Source organism: Paenibacillus sp. RS8, from assembly GCF_041956825.1.
Taxonomy (GTDB): domain Bacteria; phylum Bacillota; class Bacilli; order Paenibacillales; family Paenibacillaceae; genus Paenibacillus_AQ.
The window spans coordinates 6,762,756-6,784,478 of sequence record NZ_CP168131.1 but is presented as its reverse complement, the minus strand read 5'-3'; the positions used below and the strand labels follow the sequence as shown (position 1 = coordinate 6,784,478).

Below are 21,723 nucleotides of genomic sequence, written 5' to 3'. Positions count from 1 at the left end.
TATGAGAGGAGCTGTGGCTGTGGAGGATCAGAAGAACAGAATCTCCGTCAAGACATCCGGCAACAAGAACAGCCCAGACATGGGAGCGGAGAAAAAGGTTATTCCTGAGGCAAACCCTGAGCGTTTAACAGCAGATCATCGTAATCCGGAAGATATTCCACTGGAAGAAAAAATGAATACAATGTATCGATTAACCTTTGAATGGGCCCATATTTTAGAAAAATCACGAATTTATAAGTATACAGAGCTGCTATATTCACCTTGGAGTCTCATTTGGCGAAACATCTTATATGGAACGGCTCGTGGAGTTGGGATCGCGCTAGGCTTTACTTTTTTTGCGGCAACGATCATTTATGTCCTTCAGGGGCTTGGAGCCTTGAATCTACCGATCATCGGAGATTATATTGCGGATATTGTACGGATTGTACAGCGTCAGCTGGAATTCAAATAGCTTGTTAAGGCGAAGCCGTCTTTATTTGGGTTGTAGGAGAGATTAGAGTCCGTTCCATTTTCTTAGGTGGATTTACCCAACCTTGAGCTTCTATGTTTTTCCCCAGTCCTGACCTTTCCTTCTTTAATCTTTGGAGAGGGCTGCGCTGCTTATTTTCCTCGTGTATGATGCGTAAGCCTCTCATTAATAATAAATATCGTCGGTCATCTTCATGACTGAGTTGTTGTACATTTTTGAAATAATCGTGATTCACTACGGTACACTCCTTGTATGTCGATTTCATCATGCGTTAGATCAGTTTAACATCTGAATCTGAACATTTTCTTAACAAAATGACATAGAGCATAAAAAAACAAAAAAACAGCGGGCATTCCACAATAAAATTGGAACCGCACGCTGTTCATTTTTCTAGTAGGGATAATGCTTTTACTCTTCGCCTTCGAGTGGATCAAGCATGTAACTTCCCTCGCTACTATCCTTATAGCGTTCGTAGCTGCGTCCCGGTACTACAATTAAATGGTTCCCTGTAATATCGGTGGCGATAAAGTTCTCCCAAGGCTCTACACAGCCTTCCAGCTCATCCGCTTCAATCTCCATATCGTTATAAGAGTCAATATTGCTGCCCTCCGCCATAGCGGGGGAATCGGAGTTGCCATAGCTTTCTACTATCTGCCAGGCATCTTCACCGTCAAAGCCGTTTTGATCCTCTCGCTCATCGAGACTGGTACGCCCAAATGGAGGAGACAAAAATTCTTCTTCAATTGGCCGAGTAAAAGGTGCATTTTGACGTGGGGCGTGCTCCTTACAGTAAAGTGTAGAAGGAATGGCAGATAAACGCTCAAAAGGGATCGGTTTACCGCTAGCCTTACATATCCCGTAGGTGCCTTCATCCATTGCGGAGAGAGCAGCTTCGATATCATCCAGCTCATGCTCGTCCCGCTCAAGCAGTGAAATATCCATAGAGCGATTATACAAATCGGTGGCTGCGTCCCCCGGATGGTTGTCATTCTCGGAAAGTTCTCCGGTGCCATCTCGCATGGATTCCTGTAAGCCGTAATTTTCATTATTCTGAAGCCTTTGCTGAATAGTATCACGATCTTTTTCTAATCGGGCGCGTAGCTCTGAGAGCTGCTGTACTGTCAGGTGCGTCATGATGAGTAAGCTCCTTTCTGTACTTTTTTAAGAATCCTTCCGACTTACCGATTTGCACCGGATGGTTCTTTGTTAGGTTGACCTGAGAGGCGTTATTTTAGCGATGGAAAATAGTCCCCAAGATTAAGCACCCGAGAGGTGTCACGCAATAGACGATCTTCTAAGGGCTGTGCTACAATATACAAGTCTTATAACAGTATTCGTACCGCATTTGGCGGGAAAAATAAGAACGGAGTGACAACTTCTGTGGTGTACTATTTGATTGCTCTTATTGTATTTTTGGTGGATCAGGGAACGAAGTATCTCATTGCCACACGTCTGGAGATTGGGGAACAGATTTCGGTAATTGGTAATTTCTTCCTAATTACTTCACATCGTAATCGCGGGGCTGCTTTTGGGATTCTACAAGGTCAGCAATGGTTCTTCTTTTTAGTTACGGTTGTAGTGGTTGCAGGTATCGTTTGGTACTTGAACAAAACTAGACATTCGCGGAAGATGCTATCGGTTGCCCTTGGGCTTGTTCTGGGTGGGGCGATTGGTAACTTCCTAGACCGGATGATCAGTGGTGAGGTTGTCGATTTCCTTCTGTTTAATTTTGGAAGCTATAGCTTCCCGATTTTTAACGTTGCGGATTCATGTATCGTCATTGGGGTTGGGTTGATTCTTTTGGACTCCTTCCGCGATCTTAAGAATGGTGAAGAAATCACGGAAATCAAAGAAGTAAAAGAAGCAAAGGAAGTAAAAGAAGGGAATGAATGATTTGAGTAAAGACGTCAATCACCAAGCGGCATCTACGAGCGAAGAAGAGAGGGACGTCACGGAGTGGACCGTTTCGGCGGAGAACGCGCGGGAGCGAATTGATAAATATATTACGGAATCTTGGGAAGAGGATATTTCTCGTTCTCAGGTACAGCTGTGGATCAGTGGCGGGCATGTTACGGTTAATGGGGCACCGGTTAAAGCTAACTATAAGCTCTCAGAAGGCGATAAAGTTTCCATTGTCGTACCAGAAGCAGAAGTGACGGACTTGATCCCAGAGAATATTCCTCTTGAAGTTGTATACGAAGACAGCGATGTCATTGTGATTAATAAGCCACGTGGAATGGTTGTGCACCCAGCAGCTGGTCATCCGTCAGGCACTTTGGTGAATGCACTGATGTATCATTGCAAGGATCTGTCCGGTATTAACGGTGAGATTCGTCCGGGTATTGTCCACCGTATTGATAAAGATACCTCTGGTCTTATTATGGTGGCTAAGAATGATGCCAGTCACGCATCGCTCGCAGCACAGCTTAAAGAGCACAGTGTAACACGCCGCTATATAGCTGTTGTGCACGGCAACTTGTCGCATGACAAAGGAACGGTTGACGCTCCGATCGGTAGAGATCCACATGATCGCAAGCTATACACTGTAACGGAAAAGAACAGCAAGAAATCTGTGACCCATTTTACGGTGATGGAGCGTTTCGGCGAATGTACACTGCTGGAGTTGCAGCTAGAGACTGGTCGCACGCATCAGATCAGAGTGCACATGAAATTCATAGGTCATCCGCTTGTGGGCGATCCGGTTTACGGTCGCAGCAAGGGAACAACTATGAATGGACAGGCATTACATGCGGCGGTGCTTGGATTTATTCATCCTACGACAGGTGAATATAAAGAATTCAGCAGACCTATTCCGGAAGACATGGAAGAAGTTCTACTCGCATTGCGCAGCAGATAAGTACAAATGAAGTGATAAATAGTCTATGGTATTGAACTCTGCTTTCCATCATATTTAATAACATAAGGATAAAGAGAAGGTTATGCCTTATTCTTTATCCTTATTTTTTATCACAGAAACGGATCTCTAGAAACATAAGCCATCCAAGGGACGGCGAAGCCGTTTCTTCTGAAATTAGAATAGATAGCCAGGAGATGAGATGAAAGTATGAGCATTGAACAATACCAAGACAGCTTCATTCAGACTAATTTTGCAGACCGCATTGGTGGTGCGAACTATGGCAAAGATACCTCGATTTATAAATTCGAGAAAATCAAACGTGCCAAAGCATCCGCTAAACAGGATTTTCCTGATATTGAATTGATCGACATGGGCGTAGGCGAGCCGGATGAGATGGCTGATGCCGGTATCGTGGCTAAGCTTGCTGAAGAAGCAGCTAAGGAAGAAAACCGTGGTTATGCGGACAATGGAATTGCTGAGTTTAAGACAGCCGCTGCCGAATATTTGCGGGAAGTATTCCGTGTGGAAGGTATTGATCCTGTTACAGAGGTAGTTCACTCTATCGGATCTAAGCCTGCGCTGGCGATGTTGCCTTCTTGCTTTATCAATCCGGGAGATATTACGATCATGACGGTGCCAGGTTATCCAGTGCTGGGTACACATACTAAATACTTGGGTGGACAAGTGTTTACAGTAGAACTGAAGAAGGAGAATAAATTCCTTCCAGATCTCAACGAAATTCCAGAAGAAGTTGCTCATAAAGCTAAGCTTCTTTACTTGAACTATCCAAACAATCCAACGGGCGCTAGCGCGACTCCTGAATTTTTTGCTGAAGTCGTTGCATGGGCTAAAAAATATGATGTAGTCGTTATCCACGATGCGCCATATGCGGCTTTAACCTATGATGGTTTGAAGCCACTTAGCTTCCTCTCTGTGCCGGGTGCGAAGGATGTTGGCGTGGAACTGCATTCCTTGTCCAAATCCTACAATATGACAGGCTGGAGAATTGGCTTTGTTGCCGGGAATCCTTTAGTTGTTAAAGCCTTCAGTGATGTGAAGGATAATAATGATTCCGGTCAATTTATTGCGATTCAAAAAGCTGCGGCTTACGGTCTTGCTCATCCAGAGATTACTGAAGCGATTGCGGCCAAGTATTCTCGTCGTCATAACCTGTTGGTTGATGCACTGAACAGCCTCGGCTTCCAAGCTGAGAAACCAAAGGGTTCTTTCTTCCTTTATGTTGCTGCGCCAAAAGGTGTCAAAGGCGGCCGCCGTTTTGAATCTGGTGAAGATTTCTCGCAATTCCTGATCCGTGAGAAGCTAATCTCCACTGTGCCTTGGGATGATGCAGGTCCGTTTGTACGTTTCTCCGTTACCTTTATTGCTAAAGGGGAAGAGGAAGAAAGACGTGTCATTTCTGAAATCCAAAGACGCCTAAGCGATGTGGAATTTGAATTTTAATTAATTGTTAGAAATTGAAGCTGCCTGGGGTAACCTTGGGCGGCTTTTCTTTATGTTAGAAGTTAATCCAGGAAGAAAATACGGAAATAAAAGCAATATCCATCGTTATGGCTTCCTCTTGTTGTTAATAGAAGCAAGTTTGGAAAGTGTTGTAGTTTAGGCAGATAAAGTTGACATGCAGGGTTTGTTCTGTCATAATTCTCATTAAATGAATAGCGCCTTTAATTCAGTCCTGTGAGGCTGGCAAGGTAACGTGAATCGAGGTTCGCGACTCTTAGAAAGGTATCCGTGTGTATACACCGGACTGTCTTTTTATGCGCGCGGCCATCATCTTCTTCATCTGCGGATTTCACTCCTTGCCTGTTATAGGCAAGGAGTTTTTTGATTTCCGGGAACTTGAACAGGCGAAACAAGTGGAGGGTGACAAGATTATGGTTACTGAGAAAAATGTAATTATGGACGAAACGGCGATCCGCCGGGCATTATCCCGTATTGCTCATGAGATTTTGGAGAAAAACAAAGGAATTGAGAATTGTCTGCTGGTGGGTATCCGGACAAGAGGCGTATATCTGGCACAGCGCATCGCTGAGCGGATCAAGGAAATTGAAGGCGTCGAGATTCCTTACGGCGAACTCGACATCACGCATTATCGGGATGACCGTGAAGTAGGAGGCAGTGAAGCGGTAGTGAAGAGTAACGTCATTATTACTTCCGGCAGTGATGGCATCCATGATAAGAAGGTCATTTTGTTCGACGATGTGCTGTACACCGGACGCACGATCCGCGCGGCGATGGACGCTTTGATGGATTGCGGACGCCCACGAATGATTCAACTGGCAGTACTGGCTGACCGTGGACACCGCGAGCTGCCAATCCGGCCGGACTACATCGGTAAGAATGTACCTACCTCAAAGCATGAGCAGATTGAAGTGGCGCTGAAGGAATACGACGGCAAAGACGAGGTCTACATTATTTCAAACCGGGAGGAACGATAACATCATGACGCTTACCAAGGTAAAGGAACGTAGTCTGCTGGGTATAAAAGAGCTTGATCGGTCGGAAATCACCCAATTGCTGGATAGAACAGCATACTGGGACAATCAAAGTGAGAAGCTAACCCCCATTTTGAACTCGCATTTTATTTCTAACATGTTTTTTGAGAACAGCACACGCACACGCTTCTCTTTCGAAATGGCAGAGAAACGACTGGGTGCACAAGTACTTAATTTTACGGCTGCAGCTTCTAGTGTAGAAAAAGGGGAGTCGATCTACGATACAGTACGCACACTGGAATCGATGGGGATCGATGCCGGAGTTGTGCGTTTGAAGCCTGCAGGTGTGCTGCAGCAGTTAGCTGAGAAGGTGTCCATACCGCTTATTAATGCGGGCGATGGCAACAATGAACATCCAACACAAGCGCTGCTTGATCTTTACACCATGACTAAAACGTTTGGAGATTTAAAGGGTCTCACGGTTTCTATTATCGGGGACATCATGCATAGCCGGGTAGCGCGCTCCAATCTATGGGGACTCACAAAGCTGGGAGCTAAAGTGCAATTCTGTGCACCGGAGAATATGAAGGCTCCTGAGCTTATGGAATACGCGCCTTATGTGACTATAGAGGAAGCCCTTAAAGCAGATGTAGTCATGATGCTTCGTGTGCAGCTGGAACGCCATTCTTCCGGAATCGTACTTTCCGCAGAGGATTACCGCAGACATTATGGTTTAACGGAAGAACGCGCAGCTAAGCTTGCAAAAGATACAATCATTATGCATCCAGCACCGGTTAACCGGAATGTCGAGATTGATGATGCAGTTGTAGAGTGCAGTCAATCAAGGATTTTCCCGCAAATGTCTAATGGGGTGCCGGTTCGGATGGCAGTTCTCGAAAGAGCTTTACTATAAAGTTCTAAGAATGATGATGTATAAGGACTAATAAATATACACAAACATGAATTTTTATTATATAATGATGAGAGGGCCCGCAGCTGGGATCTGAGGGTAAAGGTAGAATCATGACAGCGATTATTAGAAACGCCAGTGTATTGAATGAGGAAGGCTTGTTAGAGCGGAAACATATTGTACTTGAAGAAGGTGTTATCTCGACCATAATCGACGGAAATGAAGCTGCTCCAGAAGCGGGAGAGATCATTGATGCAGAAGGCAAGCTGCTCATTCCAGGACTCATTGATATGCATGTGCACTTACGCGAACCGGGATTTGAACACAAGGAAACCGTAGAAACCGGAAGTCGCTCGGCTGCCAAAGGCGGATTTACTACCATCGCTTGTATGCCTAATACCCGTCCGGTAACAGATACGCCGGAAATCGTACAATTTGTGAAAGACAAAGCGCGTGAAGCAGGACTTGTTAAAGTACTTCCTTATGCAGCCATTACGAAAAACGAGCTCGGACGTGAGCTGACTGATTTTGCGGCGCTTAAAGAAGCTGGAGCTATCGGTTACACCGACGACGGCGTGGGCGTCCAAAGCGCTCAAATGATGAAAGATGCAATGAACATCGCAGCATCGCTCGATATGCCAGTCATTGCTCACTGCGAGGATAACTCACTGGTTGAAGGCTGCTGTGTAGCCGAAGGTGAGTTCGCAAGAAAGCATGGCCTCAAAGGAATTCCAAATGAGTCGGAAGCCATCCATGTTGGACGCGATATTTTGCTGGCTGAAGCGACAGGCGTTCATTACCATGTATGCCATGTAAGTACTGAACAATCGGTGCGATTGATTCGCCAAGCGAAAGAAATCGGCATTAAAGTAACTGCTGAGGTGTGTCCGCATCACTTGCTGCTCTCTGAAGAAGATATTCCAGGCCTAGATGCGAATTGGAAAATGAACCCGCCGCTACGCTCCCGCCGCGATGTTGAGGCGTGTATCGAAGGTTTGCTTGACGGCACACTAGATATGATCGTTACGGACCATGCGCCGCATAGTGAGGAAGAGAAGGCTAAAGGTATGCAACTTGCACCTTTTGGTATCGTAGGATTCGAAACAGCTTTCCCACTACTGTACACAGCGTTTGTAGCAACTGGAAAATGGGATTTATCCTTATTAGTACAAAGAATGACCGCTGACCCTGCACGGGTATTCAGACTGAACACCGGTGTGATGGATATCGGAGCTCCTGCAGATTTGACACTGATTGACCTGGAGCAAGAGAAAGAAGTAGACCCAGGATCTTTCGCAAGTAAAGGACGGAATACTCCTTTTGGTGGCTGGAAGCTTAAGGGCTGGCCAGTAATGACATGGGTAGACGGCAAAGCCGTATGGACTGAGAAAAACTAGCGGACCGGTGGGGCGGAGTTGCTGATCTTAATGGATGCAGCGATTGAATACACGTACACTCCGGAAGGCTTGTAAGGCATAAGCATTAGACTACAGAAACATGAAGGAGTGGAATGGAATGCAGGCGAGATTGCTGCTGCAAGACGGAACTTTATTTACAGGTACCGCATTTGGCGCTGAGGGCGAAAAGACAGGCGAGGTTGTTTTTAATACTGGAATTACAGGATATCAAGAGGTGCTGTCTGACCCTTCATATTGCGGACAAATCGTTACAATGACTTACCCATTGATCGGGAACTACGGGATTACACGGGATGACTTTGAATCGGTTCGACCTTTCGTACACGGTTTTGTAGTGCGTCGTCATGAAGAAGTTCCTAGTAACTGGCGTGCTGAATATAGTGTGGACGACTTGCTGAAAGAATACGATATTCCTGGGATCAGCGAGATTGATACTCGGATGTTGACTCGGATTATTCGCCACTACGGAACAATGAAAGCAATCTTGACTACCTCTAACAAACGTGTAGAGGAACTGATGGAAATGATGGGAAATACTACGATTGAGGAATTGCGCAATCAGGTAGCTCGTACATCAACTGCAAGTTCGTACAGCAGCCCAGGCAACAAAGAAAGAATTGTGCTTGTGGATTATGGTGCAAAAGCTGGTATCCTACGTGAACTTAACGACCGTGGTTGTGATGTTGTTGTTGTACCACATGATGTAAAAGCGGAAGAAGTTCGCCGTCTGAACCCAGATGGTATCCTACTGTCTAACGGCCCTGGGGACCCGAAAGATGTGCCTCATGCTGTCAAGACGATTTCCGAATTGCTTGGCGAATATCCGATCTTCGGTATCTGCCTAGGTCATCAGTTGTTTGCGCTGGCTTGCGGAGCAGATACAGAGAAGCTGAAATTCGGTCACCGCGGTGGGAACCACCCTGTGAAGGAACTGGAAAGCGGACGCTGCTTCATCACTTCCCAGAACCATGGTTATACCGTCAATGAGGAATCTGTGAAGAACACTGAACTAGAAGTTACTCACATTAATAATAATGATAAGACTGTTGAAGGAATTAAACATACCCGTTACCCTGCATTTTCGGTGCAATATCATCCGGAAGCAGCGCCAGGACCACATGACAGCAGCTACTTATTTGATCGTTTCCTGCAAATGATTGCAGATCATAAAGCTAAGACACCTGTTGTTTCACGTCAAGCACAACTTGCGGCAAACGCCAGAATCACGGCGCCAAAAACTAACTTACAGCTTGAAGCCGTGAAAGGAGCTCTATAACATGCCAAAGAACGATAAGCTTAAAAAAATTCTAGTGATCGGTTCCGGACCGATCGTCATCGGTCAAGCCGCGGAGTTTGACTACGCAGGAACTCAGGCTTGCCAAGCCCTTAAAGAAGAAGGCGTGGAAGTCGTACTGATTAACAGCAATCCAGCAACAATTATGACAGATACAAATATCGCAGATAAAGTGTACATCGAGCCTATTACGCTTGAATTCGTAACTGCGATTATTCGCCAGGAGCGTCCGGATGGCTTGCTTCCAACGCTGGGCGGTCAAACCGGCCTGAACATGGCTGTAGAATTGGCTCGTGCAGGTGTACTTGAGCAAGAGAATGTTAAGCTTCTTGGTACACAGCTTGATTCCATCGAGAAAGCAGAAGATCGCGATTTGTTCCGTGATCTAATGCGTGAATTGGAACAGCCTGTACCGGATAGCACGATTATTACTACTGTAGATGAAGCAATGAAATTCGCTGAGGAAATTGGTTTCCCTCTGATTGTACGTCCAGCCTATACACTTGGCGGCACAGGTGGCGGGATCTGCGATAACGAAGAAGAACTGCGTGAAACCGTCAAAGCAGGTATTCGTTATAGCCCGATCGGACAATGTCTGGTTGAGAAGAGTATTGCCGGCATGAAGGAAGTTGAATATGAGGTTATGCGTGATGCTAATGACAACTGTATCGTTGTCTGCAACATGGAAAACTTTGATCCTGTAGGCGTACATACAGGTGACAGTATTGTTGTGGCACCTAGCCAGACGTTGTCAGATCGCGAATATCAAATGCTGCGTACAGCTTCGCTCAAAATCATCCGCGCCCTGAATATTGAGGGTGGATGTAACGTACAGTTCGCACTTGATCCACAAAGCTATCAATATTATGTAATCGAAGTAAACCCACGTGTCAGCCGTTCCTCGGCCTTGGCTTCCAAAGCAACTGGATATCCAATTGCCAAAATGGCTGCCAAAATCGCAATGGGTTACACGCTGGATGAAATCATCAATCCGGTTACCGGACAGACCTATGCATGCTTCGAGCCTACACTTGACTATATCGTAAGTAAAATTCCACGCTGGCCGTTCGATAAGTTCATTCACGCGAACCGTAAGCTGGGTACGCAAATGAAAGCGACAGGCGAAGTAATGGCGATCGGCCGTACTTTTGAAGAGTCGATTCATAAAGCGATTCGTTCCTTGGAAATTGGTGTACACCGTTTCCGTCTGCCAGGTGCAGAGACATTGGAAGAGAGCGTGCTGCGTGAACGTCTTGCGAAGCCTGACGATGAGCGTCTGTTCCTGATTGCTGAAGCTTTCCGTCGTGGTTACGGCTTGCAAGAGATCCAAGATATTACGAACGTAGACTGGTGGTTCCTCTCCAAAATTGAAGGTTTGATTAACTTTGAAGATGTGATTCGCGGTGAAGAAACGTTGTCTGCGGAAACTCTATACCAAGCGAAACGCAAGGGCTTTACAGACCGTGCAATTGCTGAGATTCGTGCAGAAGGACAAGCGGACGGCAAGTTTACTAAAGAAGCTGATGTGCGCGCGCTACGTTTGGAGCAAGGTTTAACACCTGTATTCAAAATGGTAGATACTTGTGCGGCTGAGTTCGAAGCTACTACACCTTACTACTACTCGACTTATGAGACTGAGAACGAAGTCATTCATTCTGACAAGCAAAAGGTTATTGTGTTGGGATCTGGTCCAATCCGGATCGGTCAAGGGATTGAGTTCGATTACTCTACAGTGCATGCAGTATGGGCTATTCAGAAGGCTGGATATGAAGCGGTTATCATCAATAATAACCCTGAGACGGTATCTACAGACTTCAATACTTCGGACCGGTTGTATTTTGAACCACTATTCTTCGAAGATGTTATGAACGTAATTGCACAAGAGAATCCGATTGGAGTTATCGTTCAATTCGGTGGTCAGACTGCGATTAACCTTGCGGCACCTCTAAGTGCTGCTGGTGTGAAGATTCTTGGAACTAGTCTTGACAGCATTGATGAAGCTGAGAACCGTAAAAAATTCGAAGCATTGCTGGCACGTCTTGATATCGCTCAACCGAAGGGTAAGACAGTTACAGACGTGGATCAAGCCGTAGAAACTGCACAATCCCTTGGATATCCGGTGCTGGTTCGTCCTTCCTACGTACTAGGCGGACGTGCAATGGAAATTGTATATAACGATACTGAACTGCTCAGCTACATGGTAGAAGCGGTGAAAGTGAATCCAGAGCATCCGGTATTGATTGACCGTTACATGTTAGGTAAAGAGGTTGAGGTAGACGCGATTTGTGATGGTGAGACAGTAGTTATTCCAGGTATCATGGAACATGTCGAGCGTGCAGGTGTTCACTCCGGTGACTCCATCGCTGTATATCCTCCGCAATATCTGGATGAAGGTCTGAAAGCGAAAATCGCCGAAATCACTATCAAGATCGCTAAGGAACTGAAGACGATTGGACTGGTTAACATCCAGTTTGTTATCTATCAGAACGAAGTGTACGTAATCGAAGTGAATCCGCGCTCCTCGCGTACGGTTCCTTTCCTGAGCAAGGTGACAGGAATCCCAATGGCGCATTTGGCAACCAAGATCATTCTCGGCAGCAAGCTGAAGGATGACGGTTATACAGAAGGTTTGTGGCCGGAAAGCGATTATGTATCGGTTAAAGTGCCGGTGTTCTCTTTTGCTAAACTGCGCAGAGTAGAACCTACACTCGGACCTGAAATGAAATCAACCGGTGAAGTTATGGGCCGTGATAAATTGTACGCCAAAGCTTTATACAAAGGTCTGATCGGAGCAGGGATGAAAATTCCAGCTACAGGCGCTATCATCGTTACGGTGGCAGATAAGGATAAAGCAGAAGCTGTAGAACTTATGAAAGGCTTCCACTCCATGGGTTACAAAATCATTGCTACTGGAGGCACGGCACAAGCGCTTGAAGAAGCAGGCCTCAACGTAATGAATGTGAATAAACTGGATGAAGGTGCGCCAAACATTCTCGACTTGATTCGTGGCGGGCAAGCCAACTTCGTCTTTAATACACTGACTAAAGGCAAAACACCAGAACGTGACGGATTCCGTATCCGCCGTGAAGCGGTTGAGAATGGCGTCGTATGTATGACTTCACTGGATACAGTAACTGCACTTCTCAGAATGCTGCAGACGATTAACTTCTCGTCACAGTCCATGCCTGCTTTTGTCGGACAATTGAACTAATCTCATAAAGATGCATAGGGCGGTTTGCGTTTACGCAGACCGTTCCGCTATGCCTAGGGTCTAATAAATAAAGGGTGTGGATGTATTCTGCACTGGATAGGAGCATAGTTATGGGAGTTGGAGATGTAGAGTGGAAAGCAATGGCGAATCGACTGATGATCGCCTTGGATTATCCTGATGTGACTGGAGCTAGAGCCTTGATCGATAAGCTTGAAGGCATTCCTTGCTATATGAAGGTAGGCATGCAGTTGTTCTATGCGGCAGGACCTGAATTTATTCAAGAGCTGAAATCTCGTGGCTATTCTGTGTTCGTCGATGTGAAAATGCATGATATCCCTAACACGGTCAAAGGTGGCGCTCAAAGTCTTACTACTCTTGGCGCTGATATGTTTAACGTACATGCGGCAGGGGGCGCAGCTATGATGGCGGCAGCACGTGAAGGAGCGGCTTCAGCAATCAGTGCTAATGCTGCACTTAAGATGCCTTTGATTATTGCAGTTACCCAGCTAACCAGTACGAGTCAAGAAGTGATGAATAATGAAATTGGGATCGCAGGTGAGGTAGCGGATACTGTGGTAAGATACGCTAAGCTGGCAGCCGATGCAGGTCTAGATGGTGTAGTGGCTTCGCCACAAGAATCTGCAGCTATCGCAGAAGCTTGCGGTCCAGCATTTTGCACGGTTACACCAGGTATTCGACCTGCAGGTGCTTCTCTGGACGATCAGTCCCGGGTTATGACACCTGGAAAAGCCATTCGTCAGGGTAGCCACTACCTTGTTGTAGGACGGCCGATTACAGCTTCACCAGATCCACGTCAAGCAGCACTAAACATTATTGAGGAGATGACCCTAGCATGAGCACATTAAATAGAAGCGAACAAGTAGCAAGTTATCTGTTGGAGATTGGAGCAGTAGCACTGCGTCCTCAGGAGCCTTTTACATGGACCTCTGGTATCAAATCGCCGATCTATTGCGACAACCGTCTGACTATGGCCTATCCAGAAGTTCGCAGCTATATTGCAGATGCCTTTGCTCAGCTTATTAAGAGCGAGTATCCAGACGCTGAAGTGATCGCAGGTACAGCAACCGCAGGTATTCCACACGCGGCTTGGGTAGCAGATAAACTTAATCTGCCAATGGCTTATATCCGTGATAAAGCTAAAGGCCACGGTAAACAGAATCAGATCGAAGGACTGATTAAGCTGGGACAAAAGGTAGTTGTTATTGAAGATTTGATCTCCACTGGCGGAAGCTCCATTAAAGCCGCTCAGGCCGTGCAAGAAGCAGGCGCAGAAGTATTAGCAGTACTTGCAATCTTCAGCTATGAGCTGGATCGTGCAGTGGATGCTTTTGCTGCAGCTGAAATGCCATTACAAAGCTTGTCCAATTACAGCACATTGATTGATGTGGCTCTTGCACAAGGCAAAATTGAATCGACAGACGTAGAATTACTGAAGTCTTGGAGAAAAGATCCGTCATCATTTGGTCTTTAATTTTTGAATAAATTGAGTATAGTTTTGGCGAGCCTCTCACTTTATAGTGGGGGGCTTTTTTTAACTGCATAGAGTGAGACTAAAAAGAGAGACACAACATACTCAACTGTCATCACAGACAGCAATAGCTGTACTTCGTGCACTTAAACTAACTTTTCTTAGAGGAATTGGGATGGCGTAAAGTAAGTTGTGTACCAAGATTTGGAGCCTAGTCAGGCAACAAAAAAGTAGGGTATTCTCGGGATTGTCGAAGTCCACTAAGAAAGGAACCCTACTCGATGACTATTCTACCCGAAAACATGTTAAATAATCTATTTGAAAATCTTGTCACCCAATTTGTAAAAGATAATCTAGAGTCCATTATGAAAGCGGAAATCCAGCAATTCATGACCAGTGAAGAAGCCGGGAACCACAACAGCCGCAACGGATACTACACCCGGGATCTACACACGAAATACGGAAATGTAGAGGATCTGGCCGTTCCTAGGGACCGTCAAGGAGCCTTCCAAACGCAGTTGTTCGAGCCCTACCAGCGGCGAGATGGATGGCTAGAGGAGGCTGTCATCCAGATGTACAAAAGTGGTATGGGAACGCGAGATGTGGCCCGGTTCATTGAAAGTATGTTCGGCAGCCACTATTCACCCACGACCGTTAGCAACATTACAGCTACGGTACTTGACGACATTCATCAGTGGCAGAAGCGCCCGTTAAACAAACGCTACTCCGTTATCTACCTGGATGGCCTATATGTGAAACTCAAGCGCAGCACCGTTAGCGGAGAAGTCGTTTATTTCGCCATGGGGATCGACGAAGACGGTCACCGCCAGATCCTTGGCTTTTACGTAGGCGGCCAGGAGAGCGCAAACGGCTGGCGCGAGGTGCTCAAAGACCTCTACGACCGTGGTGTCCAGGAAGTCTTGCTGGGCGTGTTTGATGGGCTTCCGGGACTCGATGCAGCGTTCCGTGAAACTTATCCGAAGGCGGATGTGCAGCATTGTATCGTCCACAAAGTGCGTTCGACCTTCCCGAAAATTCGGATTCAGCACAAAACGGAAGTCATTGAAGATCTGAAGACGATCTACACGGCTGCAGACCACGATCTGGCTCGGGCTGCGTTTGACACGGTGAAGGCCAAATGGGGCAAGCTCTACCCGAAAGAAATGCGGTCTTGGGAAGAACAGTTGCCAACGCTGCTGACCTTTTACAAGTATCCTGCGCTCATAAAGGAAGCCATCTACACGTCCAATCCAATTGAACGAATGAACAAGGAAATCCGAAAGCGTCTGAAACCCATGAATAGCCTCACGAATATGGATGCAGCAGAGAAAATTGTTTACCTCGACGTGATGGACTACAACGAACGCTTTAGCGAACGGGTCATTCGCGGTTTCGGCGATCTAGAAGTAAAGAAGAAACTAAATGAGATGTTTGAAGCACGATATCCACCGCAGGCAGAGTAAAACAAGTAGCTCGAATTCCCTTTTCCCTTGGGGCGGGGCCCCCGCCCCAAGGAACATCTGCACTAACTAACGAACACCCGAGAAGTTACCTTCTACTCTCTTACACAAACTTCTTGACGCTGCCGGAATTGGCACTATAGTTGCACTTTATGCAATTATAATCAGCTAGTTATTCGCCGGAAGCTCTTAGTAACGTGTTTTAACTGCATAGAGTGCACTTAAAAGTAGAAACAGAACATAATCACCACTAATAGATGCAGAAAGTGCAACTATCCAGTCGCAGAGGATGGAATTTTGCCGGTAACTGCACCTTTTGAAACCTCCTAGTAACATTTTTATAGGAATAATATGAAGAAATCGTAGTATAACTTTAAACGACCTGTAACTTCCCCTCCGGATTAAAGCTTTATACTGTTACTAGCATTATGGATTATTTATCCATAAGTTGTAGAAGGATCAAGTATTTTATAGGAGGATACAATAATGAATCATATAAACAACAATAAGCGACTGTGGCGCCGCTGGTTAAGCCTTGGAGTATGCGCTGCGCTGTTACTACCATTAATATCAGATGGGTGGAATACAGCTTGGGCTGAGCCTTCTAAGGCTTCAACGGAGCAGCGTGTATTGCGTATTGGGAGTCTATGGTCTGGGGAGGACGATTCTTTTTTTCGTCAACAGTTTACGGATATGTATGAATTGCAGCATCCAGAGATCAAGTTGGAGATTATTCCGGCTATAGATACGAATGAGCTTCGGTACATTAACACCTCCACAGACGCAAGCTCTGATAATTTAGAAAATATCCGAGCGATTATGGGCGGGGATAAGCCTGTTGATGTGATTGTCGGTGATAGCGCATTAGTGAAGAGTTTGGTAGATCATAATCTTGTCCAATCGCTGGAGCCGCTTATAGCGCGTGATCAGTATGATTTAAGCAATATGGCGCCTACAACGCTGAATGGAGTTCGTGAGCTAGGAAGAGGAAGTCTTTTTGCGTTGGCGCCGACCTTCTCATCTAGTGCGCTTTTTTATAATAAGGGAATCTTTGATGCTGCTGGTGTCGGCTACCCAACGGACAAGATGACTTGGAATGAACTGTTTGCGCTGGCAGATAAGGTGACGAAGAGATCAACAAATAAAGAAACACAGATATATGGGTTCTCGATGAACCGTTACTTAAGTGATCCATTCTGGGATATGCAGAGCTATGTCGCACCGCTAGAACTTACAATGTACGATAATAAAGGTCAGCATATGACTGTAAATACTACACAATGGCATCAGGCTTGGGCTACTTACAGTCAGTTGGTTAAAAAGCAAATTGTACCTGGGTTAAATGGGTTGGATTTTGCAGGAACAGAAGGAGATACCTATAGTCCAATCCAAGGGGATTTATTCCTCGCAGGAAAAGCGGCAATGGTCGTTGGGGAATACGGCTATCTCAATGATCTGGCAGTAGTGGAGCGTAATGCTGCTAAGATCAAGAATTACCATCCTTTCAAATGGGGGGTTGTTACTGTACCCACTTATCAAGAGAAGCCTGGTGTTGCCATTGGAACATGGCTTGGGAATATGATGGCTATAAGTTCTACGGCTACTAATAAAGAAGATGCTTGGGATTTGATTAAATTCGTCAACAGTAATGAGGTTGCCAAAATTAAAGCCCATAACAAGAGTGAACTGACTTCCCGCAAGGATTATATTACCGCTCAGACCCCTTCTGTAAACTTGGAAGCTTTTTATACGCTCCGACCATTACCTGCAACGGATCCTTTATTGATTAGTTTACAGATGCAGAAGCCTGGGATTAGCCGAATAAGCGATGTTGGGCGGCAATTATTCATTGATGTCTATCAGGGTAAGAAAACCGTCGAGAATGCACTCAAAGCTTGGGAGAAGCAAGGGAATACCATGCTGGATACACTTGAAAAAGATCCCACGGTCTATTTCGACTCGATCGGTGAATGACTCTGGAATATGCCCTAAGCCACCAGTTTTCTGGTGGCTTATTTTGTGGAACTTGGGCATGATAAGTTCAGAGCGGTGTATCATAAATTTGCGAAAAGGAGAAGAGGGCATCATGAATTGGATATACTTCGCGAAACTGTTCAGGACCAGATTTCAAGCAGGTTGTTTGGCTAAAAGATTGGAGCAAGACGGCTGGATATACGGTTATCATGACCCGCGTTTTGTAGAAATTTATCGATCCCGTAAGGGAAGGTACGGGGTTAGATTTCTGCCTTAAGAACTTTTATAAATTCTTCCTTGACGTAGACCCAATTTGTAATGTATATTATTTATTGTCGCTGTTTGAATATTTTTTCTGACGCGGGGTGGAGCAGCCCGGTAGCTCGTCGGGCTCATAACCCGAAGGCCGCAGGTTCAAATCCTGCCCCCGCAACCAATTTATTTACAACAGCAATTGTACATTCGGATATTTTTAGATCCGGGCCCTTAGCTCAGTTGGTTAGAGCGGTCGGCTCATAACCGATTGGTCGGGGGTTCGAGTCCCTCAGGGCCCACTTAGAGAAAACCCTTACTTTGTAAGGGTTTTTTGCTGTCTATAGGCTTTGTGATATTAAGAAAATAGAATAGATAAAGACCGGAATTTTGAGCTTGCTAACGGATTTGCTAACGGGAATTATTTTTCTGCAGTTTCGAGCTGTTTTTCAGCGTATTATTCAGTTCTGCTTCAATTTTGTCAATGGCCTCTTCCTGCATGATTGGGAGTAGGTGTGAGTATCGTTCGTTGAACATCGCTGGAGTCATACCCAGTCGTTCAGCAGCTACCTTTGGATTTATTCCGATCGCCAATAAGAATGATGCATGTGTATGTCGCTGCTCGTGGAATCTAATTTTTTTGACACTTGCTTTACGAACAAGTATGAACATACCTTCAGTAATTCGTTTTGGCTTTATATAACCTCCGCCAGCTAGCAACATACTAATTCATTATCCTCATATGAGTCTCCATATTCTTTTTTATAAGCCTCGATTTGCTGGTAGCGTTCCTTAAGGTCATCAATAATATTCTGAAAAAGTTTTACCCGTCGTATGGAATCATTCGTTTTCGGACGTTGAATGACTAAACCATCACGTGTCCAGTTGGCCGTCTGAATCACCTAGAGTTCTTTCTTTTCGAAGTCGATATCACCCCAGCCAATTCCAAGGATCTCACCATGTCTCATTCCAGTATAAATTGCCAATGAAAACACAATAGACTGGCGGGCGCCTCATCAAGCTAACGGGCAGTATAGTTTAACTTAAACTAAACTTTCCGTTTCCCGCAGTTAACATAAGGTGTAATCTGAAAGCACCTTTTTTTGAAGATGATACTCATCAAGAACCGTATTTATGAAGGAGTGACTTAATGCAAGCTATTAAATCTATAATAGATTGTCCAGAGCGTCATATAGAGTTTGTTGAATATGTTAAAGAAAAATGGCCAAACGTACAGAAGGTGGTACTCCCTAAAATTGACGAGAGTTTATCGGCTGAAGATGGTTTGCCATTAACATTTCTGCTATTAAAAAACGACAAAATAATTGGATTTTATCAATTGATTGAACAGGAATATATAATTCGAAAAGATTTATCGCCATGGATTGCTCCTTTGTTCATTGACGAGAATGAGCGAGGGCAAGGTTTAGGTTCAGTATTGTTGGAGCATGCCAGAAAAATGGTGGGGCAATTCGGATATACGAAGGTTTATATAACGACTGACCATATTCATTACTATGAGAAATATGGATTCAGAGAAATCGGTTTGGATAATTTCGAATGGGGACGACCCACCAAAATCTATGAGCACGATACTATAAAGTAATTTATCGCAACATGTTTTTTTGGGACTTAACTAACGGGAAACGATAGTTGAATCTACAGAGGGATGGTATCAAACATGGACTATGAAATCAAAATAGCGACCTTGGAACATAAAGAAATACTCAGCAACCTGTTACAATTCTATATTTATGATTTCTCAGAATTTATGGAGTTGCAGTTTGAGGCAAACGGTAAATATGGTAATTATCCAATTGATGAATATTGGTCTAAAGACCCCAATTATCCATATTTAATCAGTCTCAATGGGGAAATTATTGGATTTGTCTTAGTCAAATTAAAAAATCGGGAAGAAGATGACGCATATTTTTCTATTGCTGAATTTTTTATTGCGAAGAAGTATCGTAGGCTGGGATTAGGGAGATTGGTTGCTAAAGATATATTTGATATGCACCAGGGAAAATGGGAAGTTTACCAAATAGATAACAACAAGCCCGCTCAACTCTTTTGGAAAAAGGCAATAGAAGAGTATACAGGAGGTAAATTTACTGAACGAATTGAAGTAGGAAGAAGAACACAAGTATTCATTAGTTAATGATATTCAGGACTAGCAAGGGCTTACGCTAACGGGAAACGTGAGTCCAAAAACCAACAGTAGTCTAGGACTTTTTCTTACCAGTAATATATACATAATGTTCCAAATAATTTATATTAAGGTTATAGGGTTTGGGAGTAATGGCATTGCAATTTGGAAGAACCTCGCCGACATTGGCGAGGTTCTTATATTAATGGGGGTTGCTGGTTGATAAAAATGATAATTTTGTTGGTTATTCTTGTTATCGTTACTGCTGTTTTTGTATTCAAAGTTTTATCAAGAAAGAAGAGTTACCCTACCCAAAGTATAGTAATTGATCCACTTAAGATTACGATCCAGGACATAGACCGAATGGAAGACGGAACTGGCTTTGTAGAATATCTGTATCGTTTATTTTTGGCCATGGGTTATAGTGATGCATATAAAACGAAAGGAGGCAGAAATTTTGGATCTGACTTAGTGTTTACAGACGGGGAGGGGGTTCGAAATGTCGTTCAGGCAAAGCGTTATTCCTATCCAGTAGGGTTAGGAGCTGTTCAAGAGATCTATAGTTCCATGAGATATTACAGGGCAAAAAAGTCCATGGTAATATCCTCAAATCAATATACCTCAGCGTGTGAAGAACTTGCTAGTTATAACGCCGTAAGATTACATAGTAGAAGTGACCTTATAGAAATTATAAACTTTTTCAAGTCAGGGCAGATTGATAAAGCAAAGGATATCCTTGAGTCAGAGCCCAGGATTATACTGGATTCATGGGATAATAAAGTAATTAAGAAGGACTTCAAAGTTGAAAAACGATGGGTTGCGAAGAAATAGATAGTTCGTAGAACAAGGAGCTTTTATACTGATGAACAATGAAGATTTTCAATACAGAAATACATACTTTTTCGTAGGGAATCAAACGATTCTATGGATCACCATACTTGGCTTTGTGGTGTTAGGATTTGTATTGTTTTATTTGATTAAGAAATACATAAAGCAGAGAAAATGAGGCCAGGTATTCTAATACATAGGAGTGCTGTAATGAAGAAAATCTTCAAAGAATTTGGTGTCCATTTTTGTGCGGCAACAATTCTTCTAGGCATTTCATTATTGTTCAATGATTATGATGTTGAGGAACAACAATCTTTGTTGGTTGTAATGATGTGTGGAGCCCTCATATCTATTGGTGGATATAACTATTTGAAAAACAGAAAAGGTGTTGTTGTGATGATCGTAGGAGTTATTGTATTAGGATTAGCGCTTTGTAACTTATCTTTTTAGAAGTGATCATGTTGAGATTGTAGTTGTGCTTAAAAGCCCATAAAGAAACCAGGACAAACTCAATGGTCACATTGGTCACGAATTTGGTCACAAACTCATTTTAATTAAGTTTAATCAATATTAGATAATCCCAATAATAACAAGAATTCCTGAATAGAGTTTAAGGTATTTACCCCTTTCCTCTATATCAGTTTTTTAGAGCGGTCGGGTCATAACCGATTGGTCGGGGGTTCGAGTCCCTCGGGGCCCACTGTAAGGGTTTTTTGCTGTCTATAGGCACATAGATTCAAAGGGAAGAGAACTAGGAAGGCCCGAAATTCGAGTTTGCTAACGGATTTACTGATGCAAGATTTATCGTCATGCGCTTACCGCAGGGATAGTTTAAATCTTTTGAATGCACTAAAGAGCAGAGGGATTTATTAAATCATAAATAGAAATCTGACATTCAATTGAAGAAAGTGCTATAATTATTAAATCAGTGTGTAGAGATATTGGTCTTTTTATTGGGCCAA

General features: G+C 44.3%; 23 protein-coding genes and 2 tRNA genes. 21 read left to right on the top strand and 4 right to left on the bottom strand.

Going from position 1 to position 21,723, the window contains the following annotated elements:
• Window positions 1-79 precede the first annotated feature (79 nt).
• Window positions 80-451, top strand: a complete 372-nt coding sequence (locus ACDZ28_RS31810; protein WP_375105457.1) for a DUF5665 domain-containing protein — start codon at window positions 80-82, stop codon at window positions 449-451.
• Window positions 452-877: 426 nt separating this feature from the next.
• Here the strand turns inward: ACDZ28_RS31810 and ACDZ28_RS31805 are convergent, their stop codons facing one another.
• A complete protein-coding gene (locus tag ACDZ28_RS31805) occupies window positions 878-1,603 on the bottom strand; it encodes a TraR/DksA C4-type zinc finger protein (RefSeq protein ID WP_375103688.1) in 726 nt (241 codons plus the stop codon).
• Window positions 1,604-1,849: 246 nt separating this feature from the next.
• Between ACDZ28_RS31805 and lspA the strand changes: the two genes are divergently transcribed.
• From lspA to ACDZ28_RS31725, 16 genes are all read left to right on the top strand, one after another.
• The gene (lspA, locus tag ACDZ28_RS31800) at window positions 1,850-2,362 is read left to right on the top strand and encodes a signal peptidase II (protein ID WP_042130207.1); all 513 of its coding nucleotides are present in this window, start codon (window positions 1,850-1,852) and stop codon (window positions 2,360-2,362) included.
• Window positions 2,355-3,326, top strand: coding sequence for an RluA family pseudouridine synthase (locus ACDZ28_RS31795; RefSeq protein WP_339287654.1), 972 nt, complete (start codon window positions 2,355-2,357; stop codon window positions 3,324-3,326). Before lspA ends, ACDZ28_RS31795 begins: the two co-directional genes overlap by 8 nt.
• Before the next feature lie 207 nt (window positions 3,327-3,533).
• Entirely contained in the window at window positions 3,534-4,787 is a 1,254-nt protein-coding gene (locus ACDZ28_RS31790) for an LL-diaminopimelate aminotransferase (protein ID WP_375103687.1), read from the top strand.
• A gap of 4 nt (window positions 4,788-4,791) precedes the next feature.
• Window positions 4,792-4,947 (top strand): hypothetical protein, encoded by a 156-nt coding sequence (locus ACDZ28_RS31785; RefSeq protein ID WP_375103686.1) that lies wholly within the window; start codon window positions 4,792-4,794, stop codon window positions 4,945-4,947.
• A 271-nt stretch (window positions 4,948-5,218) separates the two neighbouring features.
• Window positions 5,219-5,782 (top strand): bifunctional pyr operon transcriptional regulator/uracil phosphoribosyltransferase PyrR, encoded by a 564-nt coding sequence (gene pyrR / locus ACDZ28_RS31780; RefSeq protein WP_042130202.1) that lies wholly within the window; start codon window positions 5,219-5,221, stop codon window positions 5,780-5,782.
• Between the two features lie 4 nt (window positions 5,783-5,786).
• A complete protein-coding gene (locus ACDZ28_RS31775) occupies window positions 5,787-6,692 on the top strand; it encodes an aspartate carbamoyltransferase catalytic subunit (RefSeq protein WP_339287648.1) in 906 nt (301 codons plus the stop codon).
• A gap of 110 nt (window positions 6,693-6,802) precedes the next feature.
• Window positions 6,803-8,086 (top strand): dihydroorotase, encoded by a 1,284-nt coding sequence (locus ACDZ28_RS31770; protein WP_375103685.1) that lies wholly within the window; start codon window positions 6,803-6,805, stop codon window positions 8,084-8,086.
• A gap of 118 nt (window positions 8,087-8,204) precedes the next feature.
• Window positions 8,205-9,383, top strand: coding sequence for a glutamine-hydrolyzing carbamoyl-phosphate synthase small subunit (carA, locus tag ACDZ28_RS31765; RefSeq protein WP_042130198.1), 1,179 nt, complete (start codon window positions 8,205-8,207; stop codon window positions 9,381-9,383).
• A gap of 1 nt (window position 9,384) precedes the next feature.
• Window positions 9,385-12,612: a carbamoyl-phosphate synthase large subunit gene (gene carB / locus ACDZ28_RS31760; protein WP_042130197.1), complete on the top strand. Its 3,228-nt coding sequence runs from the start codon at window positions 9,385-9,387 to the stop codon at window positions 12,610-12,612.
• A gap of 110 nt (window positions 12,613-12,722) precedes the next feature.
• Window positions 12,723-13,469 (top strand): orotidine-5'-phosphate decarboxylase, encoded by a 747-nt coding sequence (gene pyrF / locus ACDZ28_RS31755; RefSeq protein WP_375103684.1) that lies wholly within the window; start codon window positions 12,723-12,725, stop codon window positions 13,467-13,469.
• The gene (gene pyrE, locus ACDZ28_RS31750) at window positions 13,466-14,104 is read left to right on the top strand and encodes an orotate phosphoribosyltransferase (RefSeq protein ID WP_375103683.1); all 639 of its coding nucleotides are present in this window, start codon (window positions 13,466-13,468) and stop codon (window positions 14,102-14,104) included. The genes pyrF and pyrE overlap by 4 nt, the downstream gene beginning before the upstream one ends.
• Window positions 14,105-14,382: 278 nt before the next feature.
• Window positions 14,383-15,564 (top strand): IS256 family transposase, encoded by a 1,182-nt coding sequence (locus ACDZ28_RS31745; protein ID WP_375102427.1) that lies wholly within the window; start codon window positions 14,383-14,385, stop codon window positions 15,562-15,564.
• A gap of 483 nt (window positions 15,565-16,047) precedes the next feature.
• Window positions 16,048-17,535 (top strand): ABC transporter substrate-binding protein, encoded by a 1,488-nt coding sequence (locus ACDZ28_RS31740; protein WP_375103682.1) that lies wholly within the window; start codon window positions 16,048-16,050, stop codon window positions 17,533-17,535.
• A 112-nt stretch (window positions 17,536-17,647) separates the two neighbouring features.
• Complete coding sequence (locus ACDZ28_RS31735) at window positions 17,648-17,812, top strand: hypothetical protein (protein ID WP_019909365.1); 165 nt, start codon at window positions 17,648-17,650, stop codon at window positions 17,810-17,812.
• Between the two features lie 82 nt (window positions 17,813-17,894).
• A tRNA-Met gene (locus ACDZ28_RS31730) sits at window positions 17,895-17,971 on the top strand.
• A 44-nt stretch (window positions 17,972-18,015) separates the two neighbouring features.
• Window positions 18,016-18,089, top strand: a tRNA-Ile gene (locus ACDZ28_RS31725).
• A 109-nt stretch (window positions 18,090-18,198) separates the two neighbouring features.
• On the opposite strand, the gene ACDZ28_RS31720 is transcribed toward ACDZ28_RS31725, so the two are convergent.
• From ACDZ28_RS31720 to ACDZ28_RS31710, 3 genes are read right to left on the bottom strand one after another with little or no spacing between them, the layout of a single operon-like run.
• Window positions 18,199-18,459 carry a hypothetical protein gene (locus ACDZ28_RS31720; RefSeq protein ID WP_375103681.1) on the bottom strand — a complete coding sequence of 87 codons (261 nt, stop codon included), beginning with the start codon at window positions 18,457-18,459 and terminating at the stop codon, window positions 18,199-18,201.
• Between the two features lie 41 nt (window positions 18,460-18,500).
• On the bottom strand, window positions 18,501-18,689 hold the full coding sequence (locus ACDZ28_RS31715) for a hypothetical protein (protein ID WP_375103680.1): 189 nt from the start codon (window positions 18,687-18,689) through the stop codon (window positions 18,501-18,503).
• Window positions 18,690-18,755, bottom strand: coding sequence for a hypothetical protein (locus ACDZ28_RS31710; protein WP_375105456.1), 66 nt, complete (start codon window positions 18,753-18,755; stop codon window positions 18,690-18,692).
• A gap of 182 nt (window positions 18,756-18,937) precedes the next feature.
• Here ACDZ28_RS31710 and ACDZ28_RS31705 point away from each other — a divergent pair, with 182 nt between their 5' ends.
• The 4 genes from ACDZ28_RS31705 (at window position 18,938) to ACDZ28_RS31690 (ending at window position 21,211) form a co-directional block, all read left to right on the top strand.
• Window positions 18,938-19,393, top strand: coding sequence for a GNAT family N-acetyltransferase (locus ACDZ28_RS31705; RefSeq protein ID WP_375103679.1), 456 nt, complete (start codon window positions 18,938-18,940; stop codon window positions 19,391-19,393).
• Window positions 19,394-19,468: 75 nt separating this feature from the next.
• Window positions 19,469-19,945 (top strand): GNAT family N-acetyltransferase, encoded by a 477-nt coding sequence (locus ACDZ28_RS31700; protein ID WP_339287641.1) that lies wholly within the window; start codon window positions 19,469-19,471, stop codon window positions 19,943-19,945.
• A gap of 216 nt (window positions 19,946-20,161) precedes the next feature.
• A complete protein-coding gene (locus tag ACDZ28_RS31695; protein ID WP_339291432.1) occupies window positions 20,162-20,764 on the top strand; it encodes a restriction endonuclease in 603 nt (200 codons plus the stop codon).
• A gap of 207 nt (window positions 20,765-20,971) precedes the next feature.
• A complete protein-coding gene (locus ACDZ28_RS31690; RefSeq protein WP_042130186.1) occupies window positions 20,972-21,211 on the top strand; it encodes a hypothetical protein in 240 nt (79 codons plus the stop codon).
• Window positions 21,212-21,723 lie beyond the last annotated feature (512 nt).